Genomic DNA, 12,693 nt, shown 5'->3' on the forward strand with positions numbered 1-12,693 from the left:
CCGCGGCCAGATCTTCGCCGGGAACGGCGGCGTCATGCCCACCTGGGCCGGACGCCTCAGCCCCGAAACCATCAAGGCCATCGCCGTCTACGTCCACGCCAACGCCGCCGGACAATAGCCGGCCATGCCAACCCTCATCGACAACACCAAACCCAAAACCCAAAACACAACAGCCGTCTCCGCCGCCGCACGGGCCAAGGGCAGGGGGGCGCCCAAGGGCGATGGCCTCTACAAACCGCGCGAGCCGATCTATCCCAAGCTGGCCCACGGGACGTGGCGCAGGGTGAAGTGGGCGCTGCTCATCGCCACCCTGTCGGTCTACTACGTCACCCCGTGGATCCGCTGGCGCCGGCCAGAGGGCTTCCCGCAGCAGGCCGCGCTGGTCGACTTCACCGGCGGCCGCTTCTACTTCTTCAATATCCAGCTGTGGCCGCAGGACGTCCACATCATCACCGGGCTGATGGTCGCCGGCGCCCTGGTCCTGTTCCTGGTCACGGCGCTGTTCGGCCGGCTGTGGTGCGGCTACACCTGTCCGCAGACCGTCTGGACCGACCTGTTCATCGTCGTCGAACGCCTGTTCGAGGGCGACCGCAACGCCCGCATGCGTCTGGACGCCGCGCCGATGTCGTTCGACAAGCTCTGGCGCAAGGCGGGCAAGCACCTGACCTGGATTGGCATCGCCTTCGGCACCGGCGGGGCGTGGATCTTCTATTTCCATGACGCCCCGACCCTGATCCGCACCTTCTGGATCGGCCAGGCCCCGGCCACTGCCTATGTCTCCTGCGCCTTGCTGACGGTGACCACCTACGCCTTCGCCGGTTGGATGCGCGAACAGGTCTGCACCTATATGTGCCCATGGCCTCGCATCCAGGGCGCCATGCTGGACCAACACTCGCTGCAGGTGACCTATCTGCGCGATCGCGGCGAGCCGCGCGGCGCGCACAAGAAGGGCGAGGACTGGGCGGGGCGCGGCGACTGCATCGATTGTCACCAGTGCGTCGTCGTCTGTCCGATGGGCATCGACATCCGCGACGGCAGTCAGTTGGAGTGCATCAACTGCGGCCTCTGCGTCGACGCCTGCGATGAGATCATGACCAAGCTGGCGCGACCCACGGGCCTCATCGCCTACGACACCGACGCGGCCGTCGCCGCCCGCGCCTGCGGGCGTAAGGCGACCTACAAGCCCGTGCGCTCGCGGACGATCTACTACGCCCTGGCCCTGACGGTGGTCGGCGGCCTGACGCTGGCTGCGTTGATCAGCCGCCCCAAGGCCGACCTCCACGTCATCCGCGACCGCAACCCGATCTTCGTGCGCATGCATGATGGCGCGGTGCGGGACGGCTATACGCTGAAGATCACAAACCGGACCTTCTTCGACCGCCGGTTCGAGATCGCGTTCGACGGCGTCGCCGGCGCGCGCCTCAGCCAGCCGGGCGCCCCGGGCGCCGTCAGCGTCACCGTCCCGGCGGACCAGGTCGCCTCGGTGCGGGTCTTCGTCACCGCGCCGCCCGAAGCCGGACTCGCGGCCAGCACGCCAGTCCGCTTCATCGCCCGCGCCGGCGACGTCCAAGCCGACGCCAAGACCGTCTTCCTCTCCGGAGCCGCGAACCCGCAATGACCGCCGCCTCGTCCCCCGAGATCGCCCAGTCCAAGGCCGTCAAGCCTATCACCGGCTGGCACGTCCTGATCGCCGTCGTGGCGTTCTTCGCCGTCGTGATCGGCGTCGATACGCTGTTCATGATCAAGGCCTACGGCACCTTCTCGGGCGAGGTCGCCTCCAACCCCTACGAGGCGGGCCTGGCCTTCAACAAGACCCTGGCCCAGCGCCAGCGAGAGGCGGCCCTGGGCTGGGCCGCCTCGGTCGAGAAGGCCGACGGCGGGACGGTGGTGGTGCACCTCGTCGACAAGACCGGCGCGCCGCTGGACCGCCTTTCCGTGACTGGCGTCCTTGAGCGGCCGGCCACCGAGACCGGCCGCCAGACTCTTGACTTCAAGCCGCTGGGCGACGGCCGCTATCAGGCCCGCGCGCGGCTCGACGGCGCCTGGGACCTGCGGGCCACGGCGCGCAACAGCCGCGACGTCTTCGAGCTGGAAACACGTCTGCTGGAGCCCGCCAAATGAACGCCAGCCTGACCGTGGATCGCGATCTGGAAGCCTTCGTTCGCCGCGACGAGGCGGGGCGAGGGCGGCTTGAACTGCTGGTCAGCGGCGCTCGCTGCGCCGCCTGTATCCGCAAGATCGAGACCGCTGTCGCCGGCGTGCCGGGCGTCGCCGGCGCCCGCCTGAACCTGACGACGGGCAAGCTGGCCGTCGAACTCGCCGGGCGCGAGGCGAATCCGGAACGCGTAGTAGAGACGGTCGAGGGCCTGGGCTACCGCGCCTGCCTGTTCGATCCGGCCGAGGCTGTCGCCGCGATCGATCGCGAAGGCCGCGAACTGGCCGTCGCGCTGGGAGTCGCAGGCTTCGGGGCCGGCAACGTGATGATGTTCACGGTCCCGGCCTGGGCGGGCCTGTTCGGCCAGGAACTGACGCCGGCGACCCTGACCTTGATGTACTGGATGGCTGCGATCGTCGCCACGCCCTGCGCCCTGTTCGCGGGGCGGCCGTTCTTTCGCTCGGCCTGGGCGTCGCTGAAGCGCGGCAAGGCGAACATGGACGTGCCGATCTCGATCGGTGTGATCCTGACCCTGATTGTCAGCTTCTCCGAGACCATGCTGCGCGGCCAGCACGCCTATTTCGACGCCGCCGTCACCCTGCTGTTCCTGCTCCTGATCGGGCGCTACCTGGATCACCGCCTACGCGCCAACGCCCGTTCTGCGGCGCGCGACCTGTTGGCCCTGCAAACTCCGGTGGCCGTGCGCCTGTCGGGCGAGGCCGAGCATGGCGTGCCCGTCGCCGATATCGTCGTTGGGGACCGGCTTGTCGTGGCGCCCGGCGATCGCGTACCCGTCGACGGTGTGGTCGAGGCCGGCCGCTCGGAGATCGACAACGCCCTGATCACCGGCGAAACGGCCTTGGCGCCGGTCACGGTCGGGGCGCGACTGCACGCCGGCGCGCTCAACCTCTCCGGCCGCCTGGTCATGACCGCCACGGCGCGAAGCGAGGACTCCACCTTGGCCGCCATCGCCCGTCTGATGGAGGCCGGGGCCCAGACCCGCTCGGCCTATGTCCGCCTGGCCGACAAGGCCGCCGCGCTGTACGTGCCGGTCGTCCACACCGTCGCGGCCACGACCTTCATCGGCGGCTGGGCTCTGGGCCTGGGTCCGCGCGAGGCGCTGCTGCGAGCGGCGGCGGTGTTGATCGTCACGTGCCCCTGCGCCCTGGGGCTGGCCGCGCCGGCCGTGCAGATCGCCGCCAGCAGCCGCCTCTTCCGCAAGGGCGTGCTGGTCAAGTCGGGGGCGGCCCTGGAGCGCCTCGCCGAGGTCGACCACGTCATCTTCGACAAGACCGGCGTGCTGACCGAAGGCTGCCCTCGGCTCGTTGACGCGCCGACCCATCTGGTCGCCCTGGCCGCGCCGCTGGCCCGCGCCTCGCGCCATCCCCTGGCCAAGGCCCTGGCCGCGCAAGCCGGCGCCGGCCCCGTCGCCGCCGAATGCGTCGAGACGGCCGGGCAGGGCGTGGAGGGCCTGATCGACGGTCGCCGCGCGCGCCTGGGCCGCGCGGCCTTCGTCGGCGTCAAGGATGGCGACGCGCGCGAGACCGAGCTGTGGTTCGGCTTCGAAGGCGACGTGAAGATTCGCTTCGTGTTCGAGGACCAGCCGCGCGCCGACGCGTCCGAGGCCATCGCGCGACTTCGCCAAATGGGTTTGTCAGTCGAGATTCTGTCGGGCGACCTCGCTGGCCCGGTGCGCGACATCGCCCGCGCGGTCGGCGTCGAGGATTGGCGCGCGGGCCTGACGCCTTTCGACAAGGCCGCGATCGTCGACGACCTCAAGGCGCGGGGCCACAAGGTGCTGATGGTCGGCGATGGCCTCAACGACGCCGCCGCCCTGGCTCGGGCGCATGCTTCGATGGCCCCCGGCGCGGCGGTCGACGCCGCCCAGAACGCGGCGGACATGGTCTTCACCGGCGAGGCTCTTGGCGCGGCGCCCGAGGCGATCGACACTGCGCGGTCGGCCCGCCGTCGGGCGCTGCAGAATTTCGGCTTCTCGGCCGTCTATAATGTCGTGGCCATGCCCGCGGCGATGGCGGGCTTGGTCAATCCGTTCATCGCGGCCCTGGCCATGTCGGGCTCGTCGATCGTTGTGTTGCTGAACGCCGCCAGGCCTCGTTTGCGATGGCCCGGCCGATGAACATCATCCTGTTCCTGGCGCCGGCGTCGATCGGCCTCGGCGCCTTGGGTCTGCTGGCCTTCTTCTGGACGATGCGCTCGGGCCAGTACGACGACCCCAAGGGCGATGCGGCCCGCATCCTCTACGACCATCTCGACGACAAGCCGCCGGCGGAGGATTGACGCCGATCAAGGTTCGCGATCGTCGAACACGGCAAGACGGGTTCACTTCATCGTGGAAGGGCCCGCATGTCCCTCGACACCGCCGACCTGATTCGTGTCCGCAAGCTGCCCTTGTTGGACGCCGCCTCCGCAGACAGCTTCGCCCAGCTGACGCGTGACGCCGTGCTGCAGAGCGTTTCGCGCCGCACCGCCCTGACGCTCGAGGGCGAGGTCAGTCCCAGCCTTTCGATCCTGATGGAAGGCTCGGTGGCTCTGGAGAGCGGACGGGACGGACAGGGCGCGACCCTGGCCTTGCTGGAACCCTTGTCCACCGTGATGTTGGCCTCGGTCGTGCTGGACGCGCCGGCCTTGGTGACGGCCTGGGCCGCGCCGCGCAGCGAGGTGCTGACGATTCCTGGCGCGGCGCTGCGCCTGGCCGCCCGGACCGATCCCGCCCTGGCCTTCGCGATCTCCGAGGAGCTTTCCGGTTGCTACAGCGGCGTCGTTCGCGCCCTGAAGAACCAGCGGCTGCGCGGCACGCTGGAGCGCCTGGCCAACTATCTGCTGACCCAGCACCGGCGCCAGAACGGCGCCACCCGCCTGACCTTGCCCAGTCGCAAACGGGTCCTGGCCTCGCTGCTGGGCATGACCCCCGAGAACCTGTCGCGCGGCTTCGCCAGTCTGGCGCCATTGGGGGTCGAGGTCGACGGTCCGATCGTCACGCTGCGCCGGCCTGGCGATCTCGCTTTGCTCGCGGCCGCCGATAGCTCGATCGACAATCACGCCCCCTTCGACGCCGCCCGGCCCGGCCAGGCCGACCGAGAGCGTCGCCGCTTCAAAGCTCTTGATTTCCCGGTCCCCGAGGACGCCCGCCCATGACCGCCACGATCCTGCCCGCCGCCCAACGCTCGCACGCCGAGCGCAACCTGCCACGCTATACCAGCTATCCGACGGCCCTGGCCTTCGACAGCGCCCATGCGAGTCACGCGGAAGGCTGGTATGGGGCGACAAGGCCGGATGACCGGCTGTCGGTCTATGTCCACGTGCCATTCTGCCGCCGCCTGTGCTGGTACTGCGGCTGCCACACCTCGATCGCGCCGACCTACGACCGTGTGGGGAGCTATCTCGACGTGCTCCGGCGCGAGATCGATCTGGTCGCCGGGCGACTGGGCGAGCACGACGGGCTGGCGCACCTGCACTTCGGCGGCGGCAGTCCCAACGCGCTGCGGCCCGAAGATTTCGTCGACCTGACGGCTCGACTGGCGCGCGCCTTCCGCCTGCGGCCTGGCGCCGAGATCGCCGCAGAGCTTGATCCTGGCATGTTGTCGCAGGGCTTCATCGCGGCGGTCGGCGAAGCGGGCGTGACCCGCGTCAGCCTGGGCGTCCAGACCTTCGATCCGAACGTTCAGGCCCTGGTCAACCGCGTCCAGCCTTATGAGCAAGTCGCGCGGGCGGTCGAGGGGTTGCGCGACGTGGGCGTCGGCGGCCTGAACTTCGACCTGATGTACGGTCTGCCCGGCCAGACGCCCGACAATGTCTACGCCTCCGCCCGAGAGGCCGTCGCCCTGCGGCCCGACCGGATCGCGGTGTTCGGCTACGCCCACGTGCCGTGGATGAAGAAGCACCAGGTGATGATCCGCGAAGCCGACCTCGCCGATCTCGATGGACGCTGGCTGCAGGCCGATGCGGCCGATGCGGCCCTGGTCGAGGCCGGCTATGTACGGATCGGCCTCGATCACTACGCCTTGCCCGACGACGCGCTCAGCCATGCGGCCGCGGAGGGGCGGATGCGGCGCAATTTCCAGGGTTATACCGACGACGCGGCGGCGGTGCTCATTCCCATTGGACCGTCCTCCATCGGTCAGTTCCGCGAGGGTTTCGTTCAGAACCATGTGCCGAGCGACCAGTGGGCGGCCCGCATCGCCCAGGGCGAGCTGCCGCTGAACCGCGCCTTGGCTATCGGTGACGAGGATCGCCTGCGCGCGCTCGTGATCGAGCGGCTGATGTGCGACCTTTCCGTCGACGTCGACGCGATTTGCCGGGATCAAGGAATGTCCAGCGACCTGCTGGCCGAGAGCCTGGACGCCGTCGACGCCCTGGCCTTGGCCGGACTTTGCCGCCGCGACGGCGCGGTGATCACGATCCCCGAGACCGCGCGACGCCTGATGCGGGTGGTCGCCGCCGCGTTCGACGCGCGTCTGCCCAAGGCGACCGAGCGACACGCCAAGGCCGTGTGATTATGTAACGCGTTCTCAAATTCGCGCCTCGGCGCTATGAGAGCGGTCATGCGGCGCAAGACGACATGGTGGCGGAACTTGGGAGGCCTTCTGGCCGCCTGTGTCCTGTCCCTGCTTGTCGCCGCGCCGATGACCAGCGCCGCGGCTTGCCTCTGCGCGGGGGACGCGGTCGCGCCGACCGTCGGCCAAGCGTTACAGCCCGACCACGGGCAGGACAGCGCGCCGTGCAAGGCGGCCTGTTGCCTGGGTGGTCACTGCCATCACGCGGGACCCGCGCTCGACGCCCCCGTTTCGAGCGTCGCCGCGCCGGCCCTCGCGGGCGCTCGTCACGCTATTACGCCGGTCCACGCCCTGCCGTCGCTGACGGTCTCCGCTCTCGATCGCCCACCTCGCGGCTGACGGCCCGCGCGCTTTAGCGCGCCGTCGTCATATCATCGCGAGGAATTTTCATGTCATCGAACCGATGGCCGCCGCGCGCGGCCTGGGCGTTCGCCGCTTGCGGCGCGCTCCATGGCGTGGCCGCGGCCCAGACCGCGCCGCCGCTTGAAACCCTGTTGCGCGAGGCCGCCGCGCCTCGCCTGATCGTCGTTGAGGCCGAAACGCGCGCCGCAGAGGGGCGCGCCCAACAGGCCCGGGCCCGGCCCAATCCGACCCTGGACCTGCAGGTCGAGAACGTCGGCGGAAGCGGGCCTTATCATGACTTTGAGGCCGCCGAGACGACCTTGTCGATCGGCCAGGTCCTGGAACTGGGCGGCAAGCGCGGCGCGCGGACGGCCACGGCCCGGGCCGAGTTCGACACGGCGCGGTCGCGCGCCGTACTCGGTCGTGTCGCCTACGCCCGCGATCTGGTCGTGGCCTATGCGACCGCGGAGGCGGCGAGCGAACGGCTGGTCGTCGCCAGGGAGAGCCATGAGCTGGCCGAGGCCGACGCCCGGGCGGCGCGGTTGTTGGTCGACAACGGCAAGGAAGCCGAACTACGCGCCTTGCAGGCGCGCGCGGCGGTCTCGGTCGCGCAGGCCGAGGTCTCGCGGGCCGAGGCGGAATCGGGTGGAGCGCTGGCCCGGCTGGCGGCCCTGACCGGCGGCGAGCGGACCTTCACCGCCGTGACGCCCGGCGCGTTGGACCATGCCCGGCGCGCCTCCGCCGTCGCGGCTCAAGCGCCGACGGTCGCCGTGGCCGAGGCCGAACAGCGGGTCGCGACGCGAAAGCTCGACCTGGAACACCGCCGCGCCACGCCCGACGTCACCGTCAATTTCGGCATTCGCCGCCTGGCCGGCGAGGACGCCATCGCCGCCGTGGCCGGCTTCTCGCTGCCCCTGCCGCTGTTCGACCGCAACCGCGGCGCCGTGAAGGCGGCGCGGGCCGAGGCCGACGCGGCGCGGGCCAGGCTGCTCATGGCCCAGGCCGACGCGGTCGCCGACCGCCGCGGCGCCGAGGGCGAGGCGGCGGCGGCCGAACGCTCCGCCGCCGCCGCCCGTGAAGGCGAGGCCGCCGCCCGCGAGGCCTATCGTCTGGCTCGCCTGGGCTACGAGGCCGGCAAGCTGCCGCTGCTCGAACTCCTTTCCGCGCGTCGCGACCTCGTCTCCGCCCGGCAACGCGCCATCGAGGCGCGGCTGGCGCGCGCCAAGGCGCTGGCGGACCTCGCCCAGGCCAACGGACAGGTCGCTTTCGAGGACACCCAATGACCGACCGCAAATGGATTCTCGCCGGTGCGGCCACGGCGCTAGTCGCCGCTATCGGCCTCGGCTTTGGCGCAGGCCGGCTGACCGACAAGGTTCCGGCTGACGCGCCGGCCCACGAGAAGGAAGAAGGAGCCCCGCACGAAGAGGGCTTCGTGGCGCTGTCCGTCGCCGACGCCGCCAGGGCCGGCGTGCTGACCACCACGGTCGGACGCGGCGGCGGTTCCGAGCTGGTTCTGCCCGGCCGGGTGGCCCTGGCCGTCAACGCCTCGGCCGCTCTGGGCGCGCCCGTGTCGGGGGCGGTCGAACGCGTCCACGTCGCCGCCGGTGATCGCGTGGCCGCGGGCGCGGCGATCGCCACCCTACGCAGCGCGGAGGGGGCTGGCGCACGGGCCAGCGTCGACGCCGCCGCCGCCGGTGCGCACGCCGCCCAGGCCGCCGCGGCCAGGGACCGTCGCCTGTTCGAGGCGGGGGTTGTCGCCCGGCAGGACTGGGAAGCCAGTCAGGCCGCCGCCGACAAGGCCCGGGCCGAGCTACGCGCCGCCCGCGCCCAGGTCGCCGCTCAGGGCGCGCCCAGCGCCAGCGGCCTAGCGATCCTGCGCGCGCCGATCGCCGGGATCGTCACGCGGATCGACGCTCGGGTCGGCGGCTTTCTGACCCAAGGCGACCTCGTCGCCGAGATCGCCGACCAGAGCCAGGTCGAATACGTCTTTGACGCGCCGCCGGCCTCGGCCGGCGCCATCCATGTCGGCGACACGATCCAGGTTCAAAGGCCGGAAGGCGGGGAGGCCAGCGCACGCATCGTCGCCGTCGCTCCCAGCGCGGTTGGCGCTGGCGCCGCGGTCGTGCGCGCCAAGCCGACCGCGCCCGCGCCGCCGATCGGCGCGATCGTCTCGGCCCGGATGATCCTGGCCAAGGGGCAGGGCGGTCTGACGGTCCCGGCCGAGGCCGTCCAGACCCTGGACGGTCGCACCGTCGTGTTCGTCGTCGAGCCCAAGGGCTTCCGCGCCACGCCCGTCGTGACCGGTCGCACCGCCGCCGGTTCCATCGAGATCCTGAAAGGCCTCGAGGGCGGCGAGACCCTCGCCGGCAAGGGCGCTTTCCGCCTGAAAGCCGAACTGGGCAAGGGCGAGGCGGGGCACGAGGACTGATCATGCTGAACCGTCTCATCGACCTTTCGGTCCGCTTCCGCTGGATCGTCGTTCTGCTGGCCGTGGCGCTGTTCGCGTTCGGCCTGCAGCAGCTGTCGCGCCTGCCGATCGACGCCGTGCCCGACATCACCAACCGCCAGGTGCAGATCAACACCATCGCGCCGGCGCTCGGCCCGGAGGAGGTGGAGCGGCAGGTGACCTTCCCCTTGGAGACGGCCCTGGCCGGAACGCCTGGCCTGGTCGAGACCCGCTCGCTGTCGCGGCACGGCTTCTCGCAGATCACCGCCGTGTTCACCGACAGGACCGACCTCTATTTCGCGCGCGCCCTGATCAACGAGCGCCTGCAGGCAGCCCGCGCCAACCTGCCCGACGGTCTGGAACCCAGCATGGGCCCGCCCGTCACCGGGCTGGGCGAGGTCTATATCTGGACCGTCGAGTTCAAGGGCGCTCCGGCGCGACCCGGGGTCTCCTATGTCACGCCCGAGGGCGAGACGCTGCGGACCGATATCGAGAAGGCCACCTATCTGCGCACCGTCCAGGACTGGATCGTCGCGCCGCAGTTGAAGACCCTGAACGGCGTCGCTGGCGTCGACGTGCTGGGCGGCTACGTCAAGGAGTACGCGGTTCATCCCGATCCGGCCAAGCTGGCCGCGCGCGGGATCAGCCTGCCGCAGCTGGTCGAGGCTCTGGAGCACGCCAATCGCATCGCCGGGGCCGGCTATGTCCAGCGCGGCGGCGAGGCCTATATCGTCCGCACCGATGCACGGGTGAAGAGCCTGGCCGAACTGGCCGACACCCCGATCGGCCGTCGCGGCGGCGCGGTCGTGAAGGTCTCGGACGTCGCCAGGGTGGCGATCGATCATGCCCCGCGCCTGGGCTCGGCCAGCGAGAACGGCCGCGAGGTGGTGATCGGCACGGCCCTGATGCTGGTCGGTGAGAACAGCCGCACCGTCGCCGCCCGGGTCGACGAACGCCTCAAGGCCATCGCGCCCAGCTTGCCGCCCGAAGTGATCATCAAGCCGGTGCTGGATCGCACCCGGCTGGTCGACGCCACGATCCGCACCGTCGAGCACAACCTGACCGTCGGGGCCCTGCTGGTCATCGCGGTTCTGTTCGTGGCCTTGGGCAACTTCCGCGCCGCCCTGATCACGGCGCTGGTGATCCCGCTGTCGTTCCTGATCGCCGCCATCGCCATGCGCAGGTTCGGGATCAGCGGCAATCTGATGAGCCTGGGAGCGCTGGACTTCGGCCTGATCGTCGACGGCGCGGTCGTGGTGATCGAGAATACGCTGGGACGCCTGGCTCAGCGCCGCGACGTCAAGGGTCGCGCCCTGACCGCCGCCGAACGCTTGTCGATCAGCATTGAAGCGGCCAAGGAGATGGCTCGTCCGGCCGCGTTCGGCCAGGCGATCATCCTCCTGGTCTACGCTCCGCTGCTGACCTTCGAGGGCGTCGAGGGCAAGATGTTCACCCCGATGGCCGCCACGGTGATGTTCGCTCTCGCCGGCGCCTTCGTGCTATCCCTGACCTTGGTCCCGGCCCTGACCGCCCTGGCGGTGCGCGAGCCGAAAGGTCACGGCGAGACCAAGGCCATGGCCGCCGTCCGCAGGCGCTTCGAACCGGTGCTGCGCGCGGCGGTGGCGCGTCCCAAGGTGGTGGCTGGGGGCGCCGTCCTGGCGCTGGCGCTCGGCGTCGTCGCCTTCTTCGCCCTGGGTCGCGAGTTCGCGCCGACGCTGGACGAGGGCGACCTTCTGGTCCAGGCCAGTCGCGTCCCCTCGATCTCCCTGGAAGAGAGCCAGGCCATGCAGTTCGAGGTCGAGAAGGCGCTCTCGGCCCAGCCCGAGGTGGCCCTGGTCTTCACCCGCACCGGCACCGCCGAGATCGCCTCGGACCCGATGCCGCCGAGCGCCTCGGACACTTTCGTGATCCTGAAGCCGCGCAAGGAGTGGCCGGATCCCGGCCTGTCCAAGGCCAAGCTGGTCGAGCGGATGGAGGGCGACCTTAGCAAGCTGATCGGCAATGCCTACGAGTTCACCCAGCCGATCCAGATGCGCTTCAACGAACTGATCGCCGGCGTGCGGTCGGACGTGGCGGTGAAGGTCTATGGCGACGACTTCGCGGCCATGAGCCGGACCGCCGATCAGGTCGCGGCGACGCTGCGCAAGGTCCCCGGCGCGGCGGATGTGAAGGTCGAGCAGATCTCCGGCCAGCCGACCATCACCGCCAGTGTCGACCGTACGGCCGCCGCCGCCTTGGGCGTCCACGCCAGCGACGCGGCCGACGCCCTGGAGATCGGCCTTGGGGGACGCGAGGCCGGCCACATCCTGGAGGGCGACCGCCGCTTCGACGTGGTGGTGCGGCTGGACGACGCCTCACGCGCCGATCCGGCCGTGATGGGGCAACTGCCGGTCGTGTCAGAAAGCGGGGAGGGTTCGACGGCGATCCCGCTGTCCAGCATCGCCCGCTTCGACACCGCCGAGGGGCCCAACCAGGTCAGCCGCGAGAACGGCAAGCGGCGGATCGTGGTTCAGGCCAATGTCAGGGGCCGCGACTTGGGCGGCTTCGTCGCCGACGCCCAGGCCGCCGTGGCGCGCGAGATCAAGCCAAGCCCGGGCTCCTGGCTCGAATGGGGCGGTCAGTTCCAGAATCTGGAGCGGGCCAGCGCGCGACTGGCGATTATCGTGCCGATGGTGTTCCTGGTCATCGCCGTGCTGCTTTTCTTCGCCCTCGGGTCGGCGACGGAGGCGGTGCTTGTCTTCGGCTGCGTGCCCCTGGCCCTGGTCGGCGGAGCGCTGGCGTTGCTACTGCGAGGAATGCCGTTCTCGATCTCTGCTGCGGTCGGCTTCATCGCCGTTTCGGGCGTCGCGACCTTGAACGGCCTTGTCCTGATGCAGAGCATCAAACAGCGGATGGAAGGCGCGCGCGACATCGCCGCCGCCGTGATCGATGGCGCGGTCGGCCGCCTACGGGCGGTGCTGACCACGGCGCTGGTGGCCATTCTGGGCTTCATTCCGATGGCCTTGGCGATCGGCCCTGGGGCCGAGGTCCAAAAGCCCCTGGCCACCGTGGTGGTCGGCGGCCTGCTGACCTCGACCGTGCTGACCCTGCTGGTGCTGCCGAGCTTTTACGTCTGGCTGACCCGGCGCCGCTCGGGCCCGGCGCCCTCGATCTAGGCAGATTGCCCAAAAGGAGAT

9 protein-coding genes and 1 pseudogene are annotated in these 12,693 nt (G+C 70.5%); all 10 read left to right on the forward strand.

What is annotated here, in order from left to right:
* Positions 1 to 118: pseudogene (locus EIK80_RS17445) on the forward strand (cytochrome C oxidase Cbb3); the annotation flags it as partial.
* Between the two features lie 6 nt (positions 119 to 124).
* On the forward strand, positions 125 to 1,618 hold the full coding sequence (ccoG, locus tag EIK80_RS17450) for a cytochrome c oxidase accessory protein CcoG (protein ID WP_125158297.1): 1,494 nt from the start codon (positions 125 to 127) through the stop codon (positions 1,616 to 1,618).
* Positions 1,615 to 2,121, forward strand: coding sequence for a FixH family protein (locus EIK80_RS17455; RefSeq protein WP_125158298.1), 507 nt, complete (start codon positions 1,615 to 1,617; stop codon positions 2,119 to 2,121). Before ccoG ends, EIK80_RS17455 begins: the two co-directional genes overlap by 4 nt.
* Positions 2,118 to 4,292 carry a heavy metal translocating P-type ATPase gene (locus tag EIK80_RS17460; protein ID WP_125158299.1) on the forward strand — a complete coding sequence of 725 codons (2,175 nt, stop codon included), beginning with the start codon at positions 2,118 to 2,120 and terminating at the stop codon, positions 4,290 to 4,292. Before EIK80_RS17455 ends, EIK80_RS17460 begins: the two co-directional genes overlap by 4 nt.
* On the forward strand, positions 4,289 to 4,453 hold the full coding sequence (gene ccoS / locus EIK80_RS17465; protein WP_125158300.1) for a cbb3-type cytochrome oxidase assembly protein CcoS: 165 nt from the start codon (positions 4,289 to 4,291) through the stop codon (positions 4,451 to 4,453). Before EIK80_RS17460 ends, ccoS begins: the two co-directional genes overlap by 4 nt.
* A 66-nt stretch (positions 4,454 to 4,519) precedes the next feature.
* On the forward strand, positions 4,520 to 5,311 hold the full coding sequence (locus EIK80_RS17470; RefSeq protein WP_125158301.1) for a helix-turn-helix domain-containing protein: 792 nt from the start codon (positions 4,520 to 4,522) through the stop codon (positions 5,309 to 5,311).
* On the forward strand, positions 5,308 to 6,669 hold the full coding sequence (gene hemN, locus EIK80_RS17475) for an oxygen-independent coproporphyrinogen III oxidase (protein ID WP_125158302.1): 1,362 nt from the start codon (positions 5,308 to 5,310) through the stop codon (positions 6,667 to 6,669). Before EIK80_RS17470 ends, hemN begins: the two co-directional genes overlap by 4 nt.
* A 449-nt stretch (positions 6,670 to 7,118) precedes the next feature.
* A complete protein-coding gene (locus EIK80_RS17485; protein WP_125158304.1) occupies positions 7,119 to 8,354 on the forward strand; it encodes a TolC family protein in 1,236 nt (411 codons plus the stop codon).
* The gene (locus tag EIK80_RS17490) at positions 8,351 to 9,499 is read left to right on the forward strand and encodes an efflux RND transporter periplasmic adaptor subunit (protein WP_125158305.1); all 1,149 of its coding nucleotides are present in this window, start codon (positions 8,351 to 8,353) and stop codon (positions 9,497 to 9,499) included. The genes EIK80_RS17485 and EIK80_RS17490 overlap by 4 nt, the downstream gene beginning before the upstream one ends.
* Before the next feature lie 2 nt (positions 9,500 to 9,501).
* Positions 9,502 to 12,672: an efflux RND transporter permease subunit gene (locus tag EIK80_RS17495; protein WP_125158306.1), complete on the forward strand. Its 3,171-nt coding sequence runs from the start codon at positions 9,502 to 9,504 to the stop codon at positions 12,670 to 12,672.
* The last annotated feature ends 21 nt before the right edge of the window (positions 12,673 to 12,693 follow it).

Origin of the sequence: Caulobacter sp. 602-1, assembly GCF_003931565.1 — a bacterium.
Classification (GTDB): domain Bacteria; phylum Pseudomonadota; class Alphaproteobacteria; order Caulobacterales; family Caulobacteraceae; genus Caulobacter.

What these genes read in the sequence shown, in the direction of transcription:
- hemN (WP_125158302.1), top strand. Translation starts at nt 5,308, where the DNA reads ATGACCGCCACGATCCTGCCCGCCGCCCAACGCTCGCACGCCGAGCGC.
- EIK80_RS17490 (WP_125158305.1), top strand. Translation starts at nt 8,351, where the DNA reads ATGACCGACCGCAAATGGATTCTCGCCGGTGCGGCCACGGCGCTAGTC.
- ccoG (WP_125158297.1), top strand. Translation starts at nt 125, where the DNA reads ATGCCAACCCTCATCGACAACACCAAACCCAAAACCCAAAACACAACA.
- EIK80_RS17470 (WP_125158301.1), top strand. Translation starts at nt 4,520, where the DNA reads ATGTCCCTCGACACCGCCGACCTGATTCGTGTCCGCAAGCTGCCCTTG.
- EIK80_RS17495 (WP_125158306.1), top strand. Translation starts at nt 9,502, where the DNA reads ATGCTGAACCGTCTCATCGACCTTTCGGTCCGCTTCCGCTGGATCGTC.
- EIK80_RS17455 (WP_125158298.1), top strand. Translation starts at nt 1,615, where the DNA reads ATGACCGCCGCCTCGTCCCCCGAGATCGCCCAGTCCAAGGCCGTCAAG.
- EIK80_RS17485 (WP_125158304.1), top strand. Translation starts at nt 7,119, where the DNA reads ATGTCATCGAACCGATGGCCGCCGCGCGCGGCCTGGGCGTTCGCCGCT.
- EIK80_RS17460 (WP_125158299.1), top strand. Translation starts at nt 2,118, where the DNA reads ATGAACGCCAGCCTGACCGTGGATCGCGATCTGGAAGCCTTCGTTCGC.
- ccoS (WP_125158300.1), top strand. Translation starts at nt 4,289, where the DNA reads ATGAACATCATCCTGTTCCTGGCGCCGGCGTCGATCGGCCTCGGCGCC.